Below are 17,704 nucleotides of genomic sequence, written 5' to 3' on the forward strand. Positions count from 1 at the left end.
AGCTTCGGTCTGTTTCCACGCGTCGTGGGCAGGACCGATTGTGGAATGACCCGCTTGGTTGTCGGTTCGACCACATCCTCCCTCGCGGGAGCGCCACCTTGCTCGGGGAAGCAGGTTGGCGTCGGGCAGTGCCCAACTCCTGATGTGCGTCAAGTTCTACGGGGTCCGCCGGCACATTTCAACTGGATGAATGTGGATCTACGTCCGGTCCGCCGGGCTTCGGCTCAGGGAGGTCTCTCAGGGCGTCGCCCGGGCGGGCAGGCTCAGCACCGCATGCTCGGCATAATAGCGGGCGGCGCCGGGGTGCAGCGGCACGCCGAGGCCGCGCGTGGCGCCGTCGAGCGCGATCTCCTTGCCGCGCGGATGGCCCGCCGCCAGCAGGTCCAGGGTCGATTTCTGCCACAGGGCACGGGCGATCTCGTAGACCGTGGCCTCGGCGATCCGCTCCGCCACCAGCCAGATCGCCCCGACCGACAGGCCCGGCACCTCCGCGGCGACGCCGTCATAGAGGCCGGCGGGGATCGGCTCCTCGGCGAAGAACGGCACCTTGGCGACCAGCGCCTCGGCCTCCGGCCCCGCGATCGGCAGCAGCCGGATCGGCCGCCGCCGCGCCAGGTCGGCGATCACCCCGAGCGGCGGTCCGCCGGTCATCACCATGGCGTCGAGCCCGCCTTCGGCCAGCAGGTCGGCCGACGGCTCCGGCCGCTCGTAGATCTCGGTCACATCCGTCTGCTTCAGGCCGTAGGCGGCGAGGATCAGGCGGATGTCATAGATCGTGCCGGAGCCTTCGGCGCCGACCGAGACGCGCTTGCCCTTGAGGTCGGCCACCGACTGCACCGGGCTGTCGGCGGGCACCACGACATGGACGAATTCGGAGAAGAGATGGGCGATGGCGCGCAGGCTGGTCACCGGCGGCTGGCCGGCGAAGGGCCCCTCGCCGGCATAGGCGGCGAAGGCGACGTCGGCCTGGGCCAAGCCGGAATCGAACTCGCCGGCGTTGATCCGCCTGATGTTGTCGATCGACCCGGCGCTGGCCTGGGCCACCGCGATCAGGCCGGAAACGCCGCAGCTGCCGCCGGCGCTGCCGCAGGGGGGCAGGCCGGGGGGGCCGGAGATGGCGCCGGCGATGATGCCGCCGATCGGGAAATAGGTGCCGCCGGTGGTGCCGGTGCCGATGCGGAAGAACAGCGGGTCCTGCGCCCGCGCCGATCGCATTCCCCCCAATCCCGCTATGCCGATCCCCGCCGCGGCCATCCCGGCGGCGGGAAGCACCGAGGTCAGCAGGCGGCGGCGGGTCAGCATGGCGGTTCCCTTCAGGCGGCGTCGCGCATGGTCGGCGGCGTCTCGTCCGGCGCGCGCGGGTCGAGCTCGGCCGCGACCGGCGTGGTGGTGGGCACGGCGACGAAGCTGCCCTGCTCCTCGTTCGGCATCGCCGCCCGCCGGGTCATGCGGAAGACGGTGAACAGCGCCAGCAGCACCGCGACCGCGCCGGTCCAGACGAACAGCCCGGACGGGCCCAGCAGTTGCATCACCCGCGACGCCACGATCGGCCCGAACACCGCGCCGGTGCCGTAGCACAACAGCAGGCCGGCCGCGGCCGGCACCAGCTGCTCCGGCGTCATGAAGTCGTTGGCGTGGCTGAGGCTGAGCGGATAGATGGTGTAGGACAGCCCGCCGAAGGCCGCGAGCAGCACCAGCAACAGCGTGGGCGACAGCCCGCCGAACACCGCCAGGGCGGCGCTGATCAGCGCCAGCGAAATGGTGATGCCGAGGAATACCTGGCGCCGGTCGAAGCGGTCGGACAGCTTGCCGACCGGGTATTGCAGCAGGAAGCCGGCGAAGATCGCCGTCATCATGAAGCCGGCGATCCAGTCCGGCGACGGGTCGATGGTGCGGGCATAGACCGGCCCCATGCCGGAGAAGGCGGCGCTGATCAGCCCGACCGAGAAGCAGCCGGCGACGCCGAGCGGCGAGATCGCGATCAGGGCGCGCAGGCCGAAGCGCTTGACCTTGATCACCGGCGGCGTCTCGACCGGGGTCAGCGACAGCGGCACCAGCGACAGCGACACCAGCATCGCCACCACCGAGAACAGGGCGAAGCCGGCCGGGTCCATCACCGTCAGCCAGGGCTGCGACAGGCCGAAGGCGGTGTAGTTCACCGCCATGTAGGAGGACATCACCCGGCCGCGCACGGCGTTCACCGCCCGGGCGTTCAGCCAGCTCTCGATGATCGTGAACAGCACCGCCATGCTGATGCCGGTGATCAGGCGCAGCACCGCCCATACCACCGGGTCGACCCACAGCGCGTGAACCAGCGCCGTCGCCGAGGCGATCGCGGCGAAGGCGGCGAAGGTGCGGATATGGCCGACCAGCAGCACGATCCGCGGGCAGATCAGCGTGCCCAGGGCGAAGCCGCCGGAATAGAAGGCCAGCACCAGACCGATGGTCCCGACGTCGAAGCCGTCGAGATCCATCCGCACCGCGACCAGCGTGCCGAACAGCCCGTTGCCCATGATCATGATGGCGGCGCTGAACAGCAGCGGCGCCACGGCCAGAAGGACTGAGCCGAGGGAAGGCGGCGAAGAGGCGGAATCGGTGGCAGCCATCACGTCCGTTCTAGGTCGGCCGAAAGGCCGGGGCCAGGGAAGATTCGTGACGATTTCAGGGCAAGCCGCCCGATGGTCCCGGCCAGCAGATAAGGTGGGTCGGACAGCCGGGCGGACCAGCCCCTCGCAGCCTCGGGCGGACGGCGCGACGGCTGCGGTTCAGCCGCCGCGCTTCGGCCGGTAGAAGACGTGGTCGCCGATCGAGGCGCTGCGGCGGAAACGGTTGGTCCAGGCCGGCATGCCGCGGCCCAGCGCCCGCATCGCCGCCGGGGCCAGGAAGTACTGGCCGCCGTCGGTCGGGTCGTCGGCGAAATAGCCGTCCAGCATCTGCCAGACCACGAGCCGCGCGGTGCGCTGCAGGATCTCGTCCTGGGCGCTCAGCGGCGGCGGGAACTGCGGCATGGCGCCGCCCCGCACCGCCTTGGCGAAGGCGCGGAAACGCGGGCGCGACAGCGGTTCGAACTGGCCCGGATCGGCCAGCACCTCGCAGGGCGAATCGCCGAAGTCGTTGGCCACGGCGATGCGGTTCATCACCACCCAGACCACCGCCGCCATGCCGCGCGTGCCCTGGTTGCCGGCCTCGGTATAGGCGGTGAAGGCGAGGCAGCGCAGCGCGCGCTCCGCCTGGACCGGCTCGGCCGGCAGGGGCACGCCGCCGATGCTCATGGGCGCCGTTCCGGCCCGCCGCAGCAGCGGCGAGGGCTGGTCGAGCGCGGTGCCGCGGCCGGAGACGAAGATGGTGCAGGCCAGGTCGCCCGGACCGCAGCCGGTCAGGCGGCGGCCGGCGCCGTCGGCCTCGGCGTCGCGCAGCCAGGGCGCGCCCGCAGGCTCGATCAGCGACACGGCGCGGGCCAATGCCGTGTCCAGCCGCTCGGTCTCCTCCGGCTCGGGCCGGTCGACCCGCAGCAGCGAGGAGCGCGGCCGCGCCCAGACCGGTGCCGCGCCCGGCGCGGAGGGCTGCACCACGGCCACGGCATCGGCCGCGACCACCGCCTGCCCCGATCCGGCTGGGGTGGCCAGCGCCGGCTGGGACGGGACGGCGTCGGCGGTCGCAGGCGCCACCGCGGCCACCGGCGCGATCGACGACGGCGACGCGGCCGCTGTCTCGGCCAGGAGATCCGCCATCGGCGCCAGCGAGGCGACGACGACGGGCTTCGGCGCGTTCGGCGCGACGTCGATCAATGTCGCGGTGCCGGGCTGCGCCGCAGTGGGAGAGGACGCGGGCGTCACCGGCGCCGTCTCCGCCCGTCCTTCGGCCGGCGCCAGGGGCGGTTCGCTGGTCGCCTGCACCGGCGGCGCGGCGACCGGAAGGCCGGCGGGTGCCGGCAAGGGGTCGGCCAGGCGGGCCGGAGCGTCGAGGCGCTCAGCCTCCATGCCCGGCCCGGGCAGGTTGACCGGCACCAGCACGGGCGCGCCGTCCTGCGGCTCCGGCGCCGGGCGCGTCACCTCCTGCAGGGCACCGGCCCAGGGGTCGAGCGGGGGCTGCGGCGGGACGGCGATGCGCGGCACCGCGGCGAAGGCCGTGCCGAAGAAGATCTGCAGCGGGTTGCCGGGCGGCGCAGGGGCAGGATCCGGAGACATCTCGGCCAGGCGCCGTGTCGTGGCGATGACCGGCTGCGGCCGGACCGCCTCCGCCGGATCGACGACATGCGCGGGCTCGACCGCGATCCCGGCGAGATCGACGGCGACGACGGGCGGCGAAGGCGGGCGCGCAGAATCGATCGCGATCGCGCCGCCGAGAGCCGCAGCCCCGACCAGAGCGATCGACAGAAGAAGGAGGCCCTTCGACGTCATGCCCGCCTCCCCCCTTGTCGGCGCGCGGGGCGGAGCCCGTCCGGGCGCAATCCGCCCGGCGTCGCCGGGAGACGGGGCAACGTTCTGCGCCGACGGTCGGGGCCCGGAATGGTGTCGACAAACCGGGGAACACCGACCGCCCAAGTGCATTTCATTGCGGTCACGGGGGGCGCGGGTATCATGGCGCGCCCTGCGAGTCCAGACGTACGGAAGGCCATATGTCCCGCAAAACCGCTGAAATCCGCCGTTTCGCCTGGGTTCGCCCGGCACGTTTTTTCGCTTTTTTTATCGCGATTGCCACCTTTCCGGCCCTGGCGCAGGACAAGCCTGCCGCCGAGTCGGCGCCGAAGGAGGGGATCGACATCGAGCTCAACAAGCTCGAGCCCGGCAACAACGGCTGCCGGGCCTTCATGGTCATGCACAACGGCACCGACCGGAGCTACAGCAACCTGCAGCTCGACCTCGTGGTCTTCGACCCGAAGGGCATCATCGTCGACCAGCTGGCCGTGGACATGGCCCCGTTGAGCGCGGGCAAGACCATGGTCAAGGTGTTCGAGATCGCCGGTCATGATTGTGGGAATTTCGGCCGTGTGCTGCTGAACGACGTGCTGACTTGCAAGGCGGGGGACGCAGCGGTCGAACGTTGCATCGATCTATTGGTTCCCACCAGCCGGGCGGCGATCGGTTTCATCAAGTAAAGAAGGCCGGATCATGGCAATCGACCCGCAGATCGCCCGGATGCTGGAGCGCATCGACGCTGTCGCCGGCGACGCGCCGCCGACCGAGCGCCTGTCCCCGGTCGAGGCGCGCCGCAGCATGGCCGCGGTTCTGCCGCTGTTGAACGAGCACGCGCCGGCCGTCGCGCGGGTCGAGGACCGCACCCTGCCCGGCCCGGCGGGGCCGATTGCCGCACGATTCTACGATCCCGGAACGGCCGCCCCCTCGCCCGCGATCGTCTTCATCCATGGCGGCGGCTGGGTGCTGTGCGACCTGGACAGCCATGACGGCGTGTGCCGGGAGCTGGCGCAGCGTTCCGGCCTCAAGGTCGTCAGCATCGGCTACCGGCTGGCGCCGGAGCATCCGTTCCCGGCCCCGGTCGAGGATTGCGTGGCGGCGGTGCGATGGCTGGCCGCCCGGGGCGATGATTGGGGCATCGATCCCGGCCGGCTGGTCATCGCCGGCGATTCCGCCGGGGCCAACCTGTCGCTCGCCACCCTGCTGGCGCTGCGCGACGCCGGCGAGCGGCCGCTGCGCGGGGCGGCGCTGGTCTACGGCGTGTTCGCGCCCGACCACGACACGCCATCGCATCTGGCGTATGGCGGCGACAACCGCTATTTCCTGTCGACCGCCGAGATGGAGTGGTTCTGGGGCCACTACGTCCCGGCCGGCACCGACCGGCGCACGCCGCTGGCCGCGCCGCTCTACGCCGATCTCGCCGGCCTGCCGCCGCTGTACCTGACCGCGGCGGAGTACGATTGCCTGAGGACCGACAGTGAACAGCTCGCCTATCGCCTGGCCCTGGCCGGGCAACCGCACGAATTCCGGCTGTGGCGCGGCATGATCCACGCATGCCTGCACATGGCCGGGAATGTCGAGGCGATGCGCACCGAGATCGACCATCTGGCCGCCTTCCTGCACCGGCAGGCGACGGCATGAGCCGCCCCCCTCGCCCCCCGAAATCCGGCGCCGGACGCGCGCGCGGCCCCGGAAAGCCCACCGGCGACGGCGACGAACGGCGCCCGCCGCGCGGACGCCAGCCCGCCAGTCGAGCCGAGGCCGACCGCCCGGCGCGGGACGCCAAGCGCTCCGGCGGCCCGTCCCGCGGCACCCCGGCGGACCGCGAGGAGGCCGAGCGGGCACCCCGCCGCACCACGCGAGCTCCCGCCGGCCGCGGCGCCACGCGGCGCGAAGCGGGCCGGCCCGGCCGCGGCCGGACGGCGCCCCCCGACCGCCGGCAAGCCGCGCGGATCGCGGTCCAAGGCGGCCTCGCCGCAGGAGGCCGCGCGCGCCGCGATACCGGAATGGCTGTGGGATGGCGAGGAGCCGGCGGAGGAAGCCGCCCCGCCCCGGCGCGGCCGCCCACGCGGCCCGGCGCCGGAGGACCGTGCCGAGCCCGCCGAAGCACCGGCACCGCGCCGCCGGACGCGCGGCCCACTGACCTCGTCGCGCCGGATCGGCCGCGACACCGGAGCACCGAAGCCGGTGTCGGCAAAACCGGGCGAGCGCTGGCGCGAGGAGCGGCGCAAACGCCCGTCGCCGGAGCCGGACCAGGCCCGCTACATCGTCTTCCACAAGCCCTACGGCGTGCTGAGCCAGTTCACGCCGGAAGGGCGCTGGCGCGGCCTGAACGAATTCGGCCTGCCGCCCGGGATCTACGCCGCCGGCCGGCTGGACGCCGACAGCGAGGGGCTGCTGCTGCTGACCGATGACGGGCCGCTGATCAAGCGCCTGCTGGACCCGAAGCACGGCCACCCCCGAACCTATCTGGCGCAGGTCGAGGGCGACCCGGCGGAGGAGGCGCTGGCCGCCCTGGCCGGCGGCATCGCCCTGACCGACGGCCCGACCCGGCCCTGCGGCATCGAGCGGCTGGCGGAGGAGCCGGACCTGCCGCCGCGCGACCCGCCGATCCGGGCCCGCAAATCGATCCCGACCGCCTGGCTGCGCCTGACCCTGACCGAGGGCCGCAACCGTCAGGTGCGGCGGATGACGGCGGCGGTCGGCCACCCGACGCTGCGGCTGGTCCGCGTCGCCCTCGGCGGGCTCGCGCTCGGCGAGCTGGCGCCCGGCACCTGGAGCACGGTCGAACGGGGCGAAATCCTGTCCGGCCTGCGCTGATAACGCCCGGATTACCGGGAACTTACGTGAAATTCACGGGTGCGGTCCGTCCGCGGGGGATATCACGGTTGCAGTCGCAGCCGAGGATCCGCCGCGCGGCGGACGCACCCGATGAAGCCAAGCACGCGCCGGTTCTGGCAGGATTTCTTCGCTCTCCTGATGCCGTTCTGGCGGTCGAAGGAGAAATGGCCGGCGATCGGGCTGCTGGCCGCAGTCCTGGCCCTGACGCTCGGCGGCGTCTTCCTGAACGTGCAGTACAGTTTCTGGTACAACCGGTTCTATACGGCCCTGCAGGACTACGATTACGGCGGGTTCTCGCGGGAGCTGCTGGTCTTCTGCGCCATCGCCGCGGCCAGCGTCCTGGCCGGCGTGTACCGCCTATACCTGAACCAATGGCTGCAGATCCGCTGGCGCCGCTGGCTGACCGATCACCTGGTCGAAGCCTGGTTGTCGGATCGGGCTTATTACCGCCAGCAGTTCGGCAACACCACCGACAACCCGGACCAGCGCATCGCCGAGGACATCCGGCTGTTCATCAGCTCGACGCTGAGCCTCAGCCTGGGGTTCCTCGGCAACCTCGTCAATCTCGTCTCCTTCATCGCCATCCTCTGGACCCTCGCCGGGCCGCTCTCGATCCCGCTGTTCGGCACTGAGATCGTCATTCCCCACTTCATGCTGTGGGGTGCGGTCGTCTACGCGGTCGCCGGGACCTGGCTGACGCACATCATCGGGCGCCCGCTGATCCGGCTGAGCTTCCAGCAGCAGCAGCGGGAGGCGGATTTCCGCTTCGGCCTCGTCCGCTTCCGCGAGAGCACGGAGTCGGTCGCGCTCTACAACGGCGAGGTCGCGGAGAAGCAGGGGCTCCTGGCCCTGTTCCGCGGCGTGATGGAAAATTGGTACGCCATCATGACCCGGCAGAAGAAGCTGACCTTCATGACCGCGACCTACAGCCAGACCGCCATCGTGTTCCCGATCATCCTGTCCGCGCCGCAATATTTCGCAAAGACGCTGACCCTGGGCGGCCTGATCCAGACTCTCCAGGCCTTCGGCCAGGTCCAGGACGGGCTGTCCTGGTTCGTCGACGCCTACACGACGATTGCCGACTGGAAGGCGACCGTCGACCGTCTCACCGGCTTCCGCCGCAGCATCGAGGCGGCCAGAACCCAGGCCCAGTTGACCGAGATCGACGTCGCGCCCCATGCCCAGGACGACCTCGCCGTCGCCTCCGTCCAGCTCGCCTTGCCCGATGGCCAGCCGCTGCTCGAGGGCCAGGATCTCTCCGTCCGCCCCGGCGACCGGCTGCTGCTGACCGGCCCGTCCGGCGCCGGCAAGTCGACGCTGTTCCGCGCCCTGGCCGGCATCTGGCCCTTCGGCCGGGCGCAGATCCGCATCCCGCAGGACGCCAAGGTGCTGTTCCTGCCGCAGCGGCCCTACCTGCCTCTGGGCACGCTGCACGCCGCCGTCGCCTATCCGGCCAAGCCCGAGGAGGTCTCCGCCGAGACGGCGACCGAGGCGCTGCGCGCGGTCGATCTCGGCCATCTCGTGCCGGCGCTGGAGCAGGAGGAGTCCTGGGCCCGCCGCCTGTCGCCGGGCGAGCAGCAGCGCCTGGCGGTAGCCCGGGCGGTCCTGGCCAGGCCGGACTGGCTGTTCCTCGACGAGGCGACCAGCGCGCTGGATGAGGCGACCGAGCAGCGGATGTTCGCGCTGCTGCGCGACCGGCTGCCCGGCACCACCTGGCTGACCATCTCGCACGACCCCAAGGTCGCCGCCTTCCACAATCGCCGCTGGCGGATCGAGAAGGAAGGCTCGGCCCCCGGACGCCTGGTCGAGGCGCCGGCCGCCGCCGTGGCCTGAGGGAACCGAAGGCAGTCACAGCGTAGGTTGGGTTCGCGGCCGCGAACCCAACACCCATGCGGTCGCGCCATGTTGGGTTCGCCCTTGCGAACCCAACCTACATCCATATTTAAGAATTGACTTATTTAAGAACTAGCTTCATAAGGGACTCATGAACGCCTTCGCTGCTCTCGCCGACCCCACCCGGCTTCGGATCGTGGAGATGCTGGCGCAGGGGGAGCGCAGCGCCGGCGACATCGCCGCCCAGTTCGCGATGAGCGGACCGGCGGTCTCCCAGCACCTGAAGGTGCTGCGGGAGGCCGGGCTGATCGCCGTCCGGGCCGAGGCGCAGCGGCGCATCTATGCGCTCGACCGCAATGGCTTCGATGCGATGGAGCAATGGCTGAGCCGCGTCCGCCGCTTCTGGGGCGGCCGGCTGGACGAGCTGGAGCGGCAGCTGCGCGCCGCCCCCGACACGGGAGAGACGTCATGAGCGAGTACGGCACCATCATCGCCCCGGGCGCGATTCGGTTCGAACGGCTGCTGCCGGGCCCGATCGAACGGGTCTGGGCCTATCTGACGGAGTCCGAGAAGCGCGGGCTCTGGCTGGCCAAGGGCGCGGTCGAGCCCCGCGCCGACGGCCAGGTGGAGCTGCATTTCCTGCATTCCGAGCTGTCGCCGCTGCCGGACGAGATCCCGGCCAAGTACAAGTCGCTGGAGAAGGGCGCCAGTTCCACCGCCCGGGTGACGCGCTGGGAGCCGCCGCGCCTCCTGAGCCACAGCTGGCCCGGGCCGGCCGGCCAGGAGTCGGAGGTGACCTTCGAGCTGACGCCGCAGGGCGAGGATGTGCTGCTGGTGCTGACCCACCGCCACCTCGGGGCGGAGAAGATGGCGAGCGCCGCCGGCGGCTGGCACACCCATCTCGGCATCCTGGTCGACCGGATGCATGGCCGGGTGCCGCAGCCCTTCTTCATCACTCACACGCCGCTGGAGGCCGAGTACGAGAAGCGCATCGCCTCGGCCCGATGATCCCGACGGAGGACATGACCATGACCGCGACCTTCGCCGGCGGCCGCAACATCGCACTGAAGGTGCCGCCGCACCAGTACGACGCCACCGTCCGCTTCTACCGCGACGTGATCGGCCTGAAGCCGCTGGACAACCACCCGCCGGCGGTCGGTTTCGAATTCGGCGCCAACCAGCTGTGGATCGACCGCGTCGACGCCCTCAGCCAGGCCGAGCTGTGGCTGGAGATCGTGGCCGACGACGTGCCGCAGGCGGCCGGGCATCTCGCCGCCTCCGGGGTGGCCCGGCGCGACGAGATCGAGCGCCTACCGGAGGGCTTCGACGGCTTCTGGATCTCGGATCCCGTCGGGATCATCCACATCGTTTCGGGGAAGCGCAGCCAGTATTGAGGCCACGTCGTAGGCTGGGTTCGCGACTGCGAACCCAGCACTGGTCCGGGCTGCGCGATGTCGGGTTCGCTAACGCGAACCCAACCTACATTCGCGGCTCCGTCGTCAGCGGCAGCAGCCTTGCGTGCGACGCCTCCAGCAGCCGCGCCATCGCCGCGGCCGCGGCCTCCGGCTCGCGGCCGATGATCGCGGTGCGGACCGCGTCGTGCAGCGCCACGTCCTCGCTCGGCCGGGCGGCGTGGCGCTGCAGCATCTCCGAAGACACCCGCAGCGCCGACTTCACCGCCGCGCCGATGGTCACGAACAGGCCGTTATGCGAAGCGGTGATGATGGCCAGGTGGAATTCGAGCGCCGCTTCGGACGACGCCTTCACCGGCTGCTTTTCGTCATAGGCACGGGCCAGCTCGTGGAAATGGCGCTCGATCGCGGCATGGTCCTCGGCCGTGCCGTCGCGCGCCGCCAGGAACGATGCCCGCGGCTCGAAGCATTGCCGCATCTCGTAGATGTCCTCGACGATCTTGGCGTCGAACTGCGCCTGCAGGCGCCAGGCCAGCACGTCGCGGTCCAGCAGGTTCCATTCGCCGAAGGGCAGCACCCGCGTGCCGGTCTTCGGCGACACCTCGATCAGCCGCTTGCCCGCCAGGCTCTTGATCGCCTCGCGCAGGGTGGTCCGGCTGACGCCGTAGGTCTGGCACAGCTCGCTCTCGATCGGCAGCGCGTCGTTCGGCCGGAACTCGCCGGATACGATGCGCATGCCCAGGCTGTTCGATACCTGGGCGCTCATCGTCCCGACCAGCACCATCTCGCGTTCCAGCATCAGACCGTCTCCACCCTTCCCCTTTTATCGAACAGGCCGGGGAAGCCCCGGTTGACAAAACCCGTCGATCGCCCCGATGATCGAATCATATGATAATACCATTGGGGAGGAAATGGCGTGGCCGACATCGAGATCCGGGATGTCAGCAAGCGCTTCGGGCCGGTGACGGTGTTCGACGGCCTGTCGCTGTCGGTCGAGTCGGGCGAGTTCATGGTCTTCCTGGGACCGTCGGGCTGCGGCAAGTCCACCCTCTTGCGCATGATCGCGGGGCTTGAGAGCGTCGACGGTGGCGAGATCCGCATCGCCGGCACCCGGGTCGACACCCTGCCGCCGGGCGCCCGCCGGGTAGCGATGGTGTTCCAGCACTACGCCCTGTACCCCCATATGACGATCTTCGAGAACATGGCGTTCGGGCTGCGCAACATCGGCCTGAAGCAGCCGGAGATCGAGCAGCGCGTCCTGGCGGCCGCCCGGACGCTGGAGATCGAGGAGCTGCTGCAGCGGAAGCCGGGCCAGCTGTCCGGCGGCCAGCGCCAGCGCGTCGCCATCGGCCGCGCCATCGTCAAGGAGCCGCGGGCCTTCCTGTTCGACGAGCCGCTGTCGAACCTGGACGCGGCGCTGCGCGTGCGCACCCGGGTCGAGCTGGCACGGCTGCACCGCCGGCTGCGCGCCACCATGATCTTCGTCACCCATGACCAGGTCGAGGCGATGACGCTGGCCGACCGCATCGTGGTGATGAACGAGGGCCGGATCGAGCAGGTCGGCACCCCGATGGAGATCTACACCCGGCCGGCCACGAAATTCGTCGCCCGCTTCGTCGGCGTGCCGGCGATGACCTTCCTCGACGCCACCGTCATCGGCGAACAGGGCGGCGCCGTGCTGCGCCTGCCGGACGGGACCGAGCTGCGCACCCCGGTGCCGGCCGACGGGCTGCCGGCGCACCAGCCGATCACGCTGGGCCTGCGGGCCGAGGCGGTGCGGATCGACCGCCAGGGCGGCATGCAGGGCACGGTCGAGGTGGTCGAGCGGCTGGGCGACCGCACCCATCTGCATGTCCGGCTGCAGGACGGGTCGACCCTGATCGCCGAGGATGCCGGGCTGAGCGGCGTCGCGGTCGAGGATCGGGTGGCGCTGCGGATCGACCCGGCCGCCGTCCACCTGTTCGGCGCCGATGGCGTCGGCCGCCACGCTGTCGTGTGAGGAGGGGCGCGTGAGGAGGACATGGTGACCGACGCCGCCACTGCCGCCGGCCGCACCGTCGAACGGGCACGCCGACTGGGCAGCGCCCGGATCGGGCCGGACTGGCGCAACGCCGGCTTCGTCCTGCCCTTCCTGATCGTCTATCTGGTGCTGCTGGTCTGGCCGCTGTTCGACGGCATCTGGATCAGCCTGCAGAAGTTCGACATGTTCGACGGCACCGGCGCCTATGCCGGCTTGGCCAACTACAAGCGCCTGTTCGCCGACAGGATCTTCCTCGGCGCGGTCTGGAACACGGTGCTGTTCGTGCTGATGACCGTGCCGGCCTTCGTCGTCATCGGCCTGGTCCTGGCCCTGGCGCTGAACCGGCCGACTCGGGCTGCCGCCGCGCTGCGCGCCACCTTCTTCGCCACCTCGGTGCTGTCGGTCACCATCGTCACCATCGTCTGGAAGATGGTGTACCTGCCGGACCGCGGCCTGCTGACCAATGTCCTGGCCCTGTTCGGGCAGGCGCCGATCCCGATCCTGAGCGACCCGGCCCTGGCCCTGCCCGGCATCGCCGCCGCCACGGTGTGGTGGGGCATCGGCCTGCCGATGATGCTGTTCCTGGCGGCGCTGCAGCAGATCCCGCGCGAGCTGTACGAGGCCGCGGCGCTGGACAGCGCCGGCCGCTGGCGGTCGTTCCGGCACATCACCCTGCCCTCGATCCGGCGGACCGTGGTGCTCGTCGCCGTGGTCGAGATCGTCTACCAGTTCCAGCTGTTCGGGCAGTCCTACCTGCTGACCCGCGGCGGGCCGAACAACGCCTCGCGCCCGATCGTGCAGTTCATCTACGAGCAGGGCTTCCGCAACTGGGATCTGGGCTACGCCGCCGCGGCGTCCGAGGTGCTGTTCGGGCTGATGCTGATCGCCGCCATGGCGCAATACCTGCTGACCCGCCGGAGGGCCGAGGGATGACCGCCATCGCGACGGCGCAGCCGCGGCAGGGCATGGTCGGCCGCAGCCTGGGCGACCGGCTGGTCCTGTGGGCCGTCATCCTGCTCGCCGTCATCTGGGTGGTTCCGGTGGCCTGGATCACCGGCCTGTCCTTCAAGCCCAACAGTGAGCTGATGACCAGCACCGGCACGCTGTTCCGGGCGCCCTACACGCTGAAGAACTACACCGACATCCTCGCCAATTCCGGCGTGTTCCGCTGGGTGCTGAACAGCGTGGTCGTGTCGCTGGGCCAGACCGTGGGCGTGCTGATACTGGCGTCCCTCGCCGGCTACGGCTTCGCCCGCGCCCAGTTCCCCGGCCGCGGCCTGGTCTTCGCGCTGGTGCTGATCGGCCTGGCCGTGCCGGAGCAGGCGGTGATCATCGCCCGCTTCCAGATGTTCAACGACCTGAAGATCCACAACTCCTATCTCGGCCTGATCCTGCCGCATCTGTCGGCGCCCTTCGGCGTCTTCCTGATGACGCAGTACTTCAAGGCGATCCCGCGCGAGCTGGACGAGGCGGCGCTGCTGGACAACGCCTCGCGCCTGAAGACCTTCTGGCGCGTGCTGCTGCCGCTGACCGTGCCGGCCCAGGCGACGCTGGGGATCTTCACCTTCCTCAGCTCCTGGAACGACTATCTGTGGCCGCTGATCTCGGCGACCAAGCCCGAGATGTTCACCCTGACCGTCGGCCTGGCCTCGACCCAGACCAACTTCGCCCAGTCCGAGGGCTTGGGCTACCTGATGGCGCAGTCGGTCTTCGCCGGGCTGCCCGTGCTGATCGTCTACCTGTTCTTCCAGAAATACATCGTCACGGCCGTCGCCGGCGCCGCCGTCCGCTGAGGCGCGCGGCAGAAACGGCCGGAACCAAGGAGGGAGAGCCATGAGAAGCCGCTTTGCTTTGGCCCTGGCGGGGCTGGTCCTGGCCACAGGCCCCGTCTGGGCGCAGGACAAGACCGAGATCTCGCTGTCGCGCTTCTTCGGCGCCTGCGAGGCCGACTATGCCGATGTCACCGACGTCGCCAAGGCGCATGGCGAGTGCGGCATCATCACGGCGCTGATCAACAAGTTCAACGCCGAGAGCCCGGACGTCCACGTCAAGGTCGACATCGTCGAATGGCCCGGCTACGACCAGCTGACCGCCCGGCTGCGCTCCGACGACCCGCCGACCATCTCGGTGATGCACGAGGCGGTGATCAGCGACTACGCCTCGCGCGACCTGCTGGAGCCGCTGGACGAGGACTTCAAGGCCGCCGGCATCGACATCTCCGACTTCACCGAGGCGGCCAGGACCGGGGTGACCAAGGACGGCAAGATCTACGCCCTGCCCTTCGACACCCACACCTGGCTCTGGCACATCAACCTGAACCTGTTCAAGCAGGCCGGGCTCGTCAGCGACGACGGCAAGCCGATCCTGCCGAAATCGCCGGAGGAGCTGCTGGCCCAGGCCAAGCAGTTCAAGGAGAAGACCGGCAAGCCCTATTTCGTGCAGGCGACGGTGAACGAGCAGGCGAACTACGCCCGCACGCTCTACACCCTCTTGTACCAGCAGAACTCCGACTTCTTCGCCGACCCGACCCAGATCAAGCTGCAGACGCCCGAGGCGCGCAACGCGGTCGAGCTGTTCAAGACCATCTACCAGGGCGGCGACACCACCAAGGACCAGGACTATGCCGCGTCGACGGCCGGCTTCGCCCAGGGTGACGGCGGCGTCTACATCATGGGCACCTGGCTGATCGACAGCTACAACGAGGAGGCGGCCAAGCCCGGCGGCGCGTTGAGCAACGGCTACACCGTCGTGCCCTTCCCCCAGCTCTACGGCAACGCCAAGGTCTGGGCCGACGGCCACAGCTGGGTGGTGCCCAGGGCCGGGCTGGACGACGCCAAGCGCAAGGCCGCGGTCAAGGTGCTGAAGTTCCTGTGGGACAACGACTTCGAATGGGCGCGGACCGGCCATCTGCCGGTGCGGACCTCGGTCGCCACCAGCCAGGCCTTCCTCGACCTGCCGCACCGCAAGGACATCGTCAGTCTGACCAAGGACGGCACCGCCCTGCCCCAGGCGGTGAAGCGCCAGTTCGGGCTGCAGGAGATCCTGACCGAGGAGTTCAACGCCGCGGCCCAGGACCAGAAGACCGTCGACCAGGCGCTGGCCGACGCGGAGAGCCGCGTCAACGAGCTGCTGGCCAACGCCCGCTGACCCTTCCCGGCCGCGCCATCCGGCGCGGCCGATCCTTCCACCATCCGATCGAGACCATCGACCCATGATCTCCGCACGGCTCACCGTCGACCGCGACTTCGTCCTCTCCGACCTCGACCGCCGCGTCTTCGGCGCCTTCGTCGAGCATATGGGCCGCTGCGTCTATGGCGGCATCTACGAGCCCGGCCACCCGACCGCCGACGCCCGCGGCTTCCGCGGCGACGTGCTGGAGCTGACCCGGGAGCTCGGGCCCACCATCATCCGCTACCCCGGCGGCAACTTCCTGTCCGGCTACGACTGGGAGGACGGGGTCGGGCCGGTGGAGCAGCGGCCGGTGCGGCGCGACCTGGCCTGGTCCTCGACCGAGACCAACCGCTTCGGCACCAACGAGTTCATGGACTGGGCCCGCGCCGCCGGGGTCGAGCCGATGCTGGGCGTCAATCTCGGCACCCGCGGGCCGGACGAGGCGCGCCGCTTCCTGGAATACTGCAACCACGCCGGCGGCTCGGCCCTGTCGGACCTGCGCCGGTCGCATGGCCATGAGGCGCCGCACGACGTCAAGTTCTGGTGCCTGGGCAACGAGATGGACGGCCCCTGGCAGATCGGCGCCAAGACCGCCGAAGAGTATGGCCGGGCGGCGCTGGAGACGGCCAAGGCGATGCGCTGGGTCGACCCGACCATCCAGCTCGCCGCCTGCGGCTCGTCCCACCGCAACATGGCGACGTACGGCGCCTGGGAATACGAGGTGCTGGACCACTGCTACGACCAGGTCGACTTCATCTCGCTGCACACCTACTTCAACAACAACGCCGATTCGGCGCCGGAGTATTTCGGCGTGATCGAGCTGATGGACGCCTTCATCAAGGAGGTGGCGGCGATCTGCGACGCGGTCGGCGCCAAGCGCCGGTCGCGCAAGAAGATCATGCTGTCCTTCGACGAGTGGAACGTCTGGTACAAGACCCACAAGATCGAGCATATGCGCAAGCCGGGCTGGCCCGAGGCGCCGCATCTGATCGAGGAGGTCTACAATGCCGAGGACGCGCTGATCGTCGGCGGCGCGCTGATCGCCCTGATGAACAATGCCGACCGGGTGAAGACCGCCTGCATCGCCCAGCTGGTCAACGTGATCGGCCCGATCATGACCGAGACCGGCGGCGCGGCCTGGCGCCAGACCATCTTCCACCCCTTCGCCCTGGCCGCCCGGCACGGTCACGGAAGGGTGCTGCAGGCCAAGGTCGAGTCGCCGGGCTACGCCGCCGTGTCCTGGCCGGAGATCCCGTATCTCTACGCCACCGTGGTCGACAACCCGGCCGACGGCACCACGACGGTCTTCGCACTCAACCGCAGCCTGTCCGACCCGATGGACCTCGATGTCACTCTGCGCGGCCTGGGCGCCGACCGCCGGCTGGTGGAGGCGACCGAGATCCACCACGCCAACCTGAAGGCGGTGAACACCAAGGAGGCGCCGGACACCGTGGCCCCGGCGGCGAATCCCGACGTCTCGATCGACGGCGAGCGGCTGCGGGCGAAGCTGAAGCCGGCCTCCTGGAACGTGATCGTGACCCGCAGCGCGCCGCGGGCGTAGCCTGGGCCGGACGGGGCCGCGACTCTCGGCTTGACGCCAAGCGTGCGGCCCCTTATACGAACGCCCTCGTCCCGGCAGCAATGCCGGGCCATTGTTTTTGACCGTGTTTCGAGGATAGACCCATGGCGCGACGCTGCCAGGTGACCGGCAAGGGCGTGATGAGTGGCAACAATGTCAGCCACGCCAAGAACAGGACCCGTCGGCGCTTCCTGCCGAACCTGCAGACCACCTCGCTGGTCTCGGAGGTTCTCGGCGTGTCGGTGCGCCTGCGCCTGACCACCAATGGCATCCGCACCATCGAGCATCGCGGCGGCCTCGACGGCTATCTCGCCGGCGCCCCGGACTCGGCCCTGGACGCCGAGCTGCGCGGCCTGAAGCACCGCATCATCAAGGCCCAGGCCGCCGCCCAGGCGGCCTGATCGACCCAGGCCTCGGCGCGGCTCCGCCGCGC

At 70.3% G+C, this 17,704-nt stretch carries 17 protein-coding genes and 1 riboswitch; of the genes, 13 read left to right on the forward strand and 4 right to left on the reverse strand.

The genetic code is table 11. The features are described 5' to 3' along the window. Positions 1–44: 44 nt before the first annotated feature. A riboswitch (SAM-I-IV-variant riboswitch) is annotated at positions 45–151 on the reverse strand. A gap of 86 nt (positions 152–237) precedes the next feature. From ACFW16_RS13650 to ACFW16_RS13660, 3 genes are all read right to left on the reverse strand, one after another. Further along, positions 238–1,302, reverse strand: coding sequence for a TAXI family TRAP transporter solute-binding subunit (locus tag ACFW16_RS13650; protein ID WP_380305736.1), 1,065 nt, complete (start codon positions 1,300–1,302; stop codon positions 238–240). Between the two features lie 11 nt (positions 1,303–1,313). Then, positions 1,314–2,606 (reverse strand): MFS transporter, encoded by a 1,293-nt coding sequence (locus ACFW16_RS13655; RefSeq protein WP_380305738.1) that lies wholly within the window; start codon positions 2,604–2,606, stop codon positions 1,314–1,316. Between the two features lie 159 nt (positions 2,607–2,765). Further along, the gene (locus ACFW16_RS13660; RefSeq protein WP_380305740.1) at positions 2,766–4,400 is read right to left on the reverse strand and encodes a cell wall hydrolase; all 1,635 of its coding nucleotides are present in this window, start codon (positions 4,398–4,400) and stop codon (positions 2,766–2,768) included. Between the two features lie 218 nt (positions 4,401–4,618). Between ACFW16_RS13660 and ACFW16_RS13665 the strand changes: the two genes are divergently transcribed. The 7 genes from ACFW16_RS13665 (at position 4,619) to ACFW16_RS13695 (ending at position 10,483) form a co-directional block, all read left to right on the forward strand. After that, positions 4,619–5,098 (forward strand): Tat pathway signal sequence domain protein, encoded by a 480-nt coding sequence (locus ACFW16_RS13665; protein ID WP_380305742.1) that lies wholly within the window; start codon positions 4,619–4,621, stop codon positions 5,096–5,098. Positions 5,099–5,111: 13 nt separating this feature from the next. Further along, positions 5,112–6,056: an alpha/beta hydrolase gene (locus ACFW16_RS13670; protein WP_380305744.1), complete on the forward strand. Its 945-nt coding sequence runs from the start codon at positions 5,112–5,114 to the stop codon at positions 6,054–6,056. A 546-nt stretch (positions 6,057–6,602) separates the two neighbouring features. Beyond that, on the forward strand, positions 6,603–7,235 hold the full coding sequence (locus tag ACFW16_RS13675) for a pseudouridine synthase (RefSeq protein ID WP_380305746.1): 633 nt from the start codon (positions 6,603–6,605) through the stop codon (positions 7,233–7,235). Positions 7,236–7,346: 111 nt separating this feature from the next. Further along, positions 7,347–9,089, forward strand: a complete 1,743-nt coding sequence (locus ACFW16_RS13680; protein ID WP_380305748.1) for an ABC transporter ATP-binding protein/permease — start codon at positions 7,347–7,349, stop codon at positions 9,087–9,089. A gap of 151 nt (positions 9,090–9,240) precedes the next feature. Further along, positions 9,241–9,561, forward strand: a complete 321-nt coding sequence (locus tag ACFW16_RS13685; protein WP_380305750.1) for an ArsR/SmtB family transcription factor — start codon at positions 9,241–9,243, stop codon at positions 9,559–9,561. Continuing rightward, entirely contained in the window at positions 9,558–10,097 is a 540-nt protein-coding gene (locus tag ACFW16_RS13690) for an SRPBCC family protein (RefSeq protein WP_380305752.1), read from the forward strand. The genes ACFW16_RS13685 and ACFW16_RS13690 overlap by 4 nt, the downstream gene beginning before the upstream one ends. A 20-nt stretch (positions 10,098–10,117) precedes the next feature. After that, positions 10,118–10,483, forward strand: a complete 366-nt coding sequence (locus tag ACFW16_RS13695) for a hypothetical protein (RefSeq protein WP_380305754.1) — start codon at positions 10,118–10,120, stop codon at positions 10,481–10,483. An 85-nt stretch (positions 10,484–10,568) separates the two neighbouring features. On the opposite strand, the gene ACFW16_RS13700 is transcribed toward ACFW16_RS13695, so the two are convergent. Further along, positions 10,569–11,300 (reverse strand): FadR/GntR family transcriptional regulator, encoded by a 732-nt coding sequence (locus tag ACFW16_RS13700; protein ID WP_380305756.1) that lies wholly within the window; start codon positions 11,298–11,300, stop codon positions 10,569–10,571. A gap of 117 nt (positions 11,301–11,417) precedes the next feature. On the opposite strand from ACFW16_RS13700, the gene ACFW16_RS13705 reads away from it, so the two are divergent. From ACFW16_RS13705 to rpmB, 6 genes are all read left to right on the forward strand, one after another. Further along, entirely contained in the window at positions 11,418–12,500 is a 1,083-nt protein-coding gene (locus tag ACFW16_RS13705) for an ABC transporter ATP-binding protein (RefSeq protein WP_380305758.1), read from the forward strand. 24 nt (positions 12,501–12,524) lie between these two features. Continuing rightward, a complete protein-coding gene (locus ACFW16_RS13710) occupies positions 12,525–13,454 on the forward strand; it encodes a carbohydrate ABC transporter permease (protein ID WP_380305760.1) in 930 nt (309 codons plus the stop codon). Next, a complete protein-coding gene (locus ACFW16_RS13715; RefSeq protein ID WP_380305762.1) occupies positions 13,451–14,314 on the forward strand; it encodes a carbohydrate ABC transporter permease in 864 nt (287 codons plus the stop codon). The genes ACFW16_RS13710 and ACFW16_RS13715 overlap by 4 nt, the downstream gene beginning before the upstream one ends. 40 nt (positions 14,315–14,354) lie before the next feature. Continuing rightward, entirely contained in the window at positions 14,355–15,668 is a 1,314-nt protein-coding gene (locus ACFW16_RS13720; protein WP_380305764.1) for an extracellular solute-binding protein, read from the forward strand. Between the two features lie 64 nt (positions 15,669–15,732). Continuing rightward, entirely contained in the window at positions 15,733–17,253 is a 1,521-nt protein-coding gene (locus ACFW16_RS13725) for an alpha-N-arabinofuranosidase (RefSeq protein ID WP_380305766.1), read from the forward strand. A gap of 122 nt (positions 17,254–17,375) precedes the next feature. After that, entirely contained in the window at positions 17,376–17,672 is a 297-nt protein-coding gene (rpmB, locus tag ACFW16_RS13730; protein WP_342240429.1) for a 50S ribosomal protein L28, read from the forward strand. The last annotated feature ends 32 nt before the right edge of the window (positions 17,673–17,704 follow it).

It is taken from the genome of Inquilinus sp. NPDC058860, assembly GCF_042743185.1.
GTDB lineage: Bacteria > Pseudomonadota > Alphaproteobacteria > DSM-16000 > Inquilinaceae > Inquilinus.